This is a genomic window from Thiocapsa sp., assembly GCF_011390875.1.
GTDB lineage: Bacteria > Pseudomonadota > Gammaproteobacteria > Chromatiales > Chromatiaceae > Thiocapsa.
This window is the reverse complement of sequence record NZ_JAABRP010000033.1, coordinates 1-237: the sequence shown is the minus strand read 5'-3', so window position 1 is coordinate 237 and position 237 is coordinate 1. Positions and strand designations below refer to the sequence as shown.

The 237-nt window shown below is 70.0% G+C and carries 1 pseudogene; it reads left to right on the top strand.

The features are described from left to right. Positions 1-237, top strand: a pseudogene (locus GPT33_RS04190) (primosomal protein N'); the annotation flags it as partial.

Below are 237 nucleotides of genomic sequence, written 5' to 3'. Positions count from 1 at the left end.
TTCGCGCCGAGGCCCCGGCCGCCGAAACCGCAACGGCCTTTCTGACCCGGGCCCGCCTGATTGCCGAAGGGCGTACCGAGGAATCTACCGAAGGCCTTGCCGAACGGCTCGCCCAGACCGGGGTGCACTGCTACGGCCCGGTCCCTGCCCCGATGGAGCGTCGCGGCGGGCGCTACCGCGCGCAGCTTCTGATCCAATCGTCACAACGCCCGCGGCTCCAGCGGTTTCTTGCCGACT